Raw genomic sequence first — 255 nt, forward strand, 5'->3', positions numbered from 1 at the left:
AGTGAACGAACCGCTGGTGTTCGGGTTGTCATGCCAATGGCATTGCCCGGTAGCTATGTTCGGAATCGATAACCGCTGAAAGCATCTAAGCGGGAAGCGAGCCCCAAGATGAGTCATCCCTTGGACTTTAAGTCCACTAAAGAGCCGTTCGAGACTAGGACGTTGATAGGTCAGGTGTGTAAGCGTTGTGAGGCGTTGAGCTAACTGATACTAATGACTCGAGAGGCTTAACCATACAACCCAGATGGGTTTTGC

Annotated in this window: 1 rRNA gene; it reads left to right on the top strand. The window is 50.2% G+C overall.

Annotated elements, in window-relative coordinates:
* A 23S ribosomal RNA gene (locus tag MMG82_RS21500) occupies positions 1-235 on the top strand; the annotation flags it as partial.
* Positions 236-255 lie beyond the last annotated feature (20 nt).

This window comes from Shewanella sp. MM_2022_3, assembly GCF_022557375.1.
GTDB classification, from domain to species: Bacteria; Pseudomonadota; Gammaproteobacteria; order Enterobacterales; family Shewanellaceae; genus Shewanella; species Shewanella xiamenensis.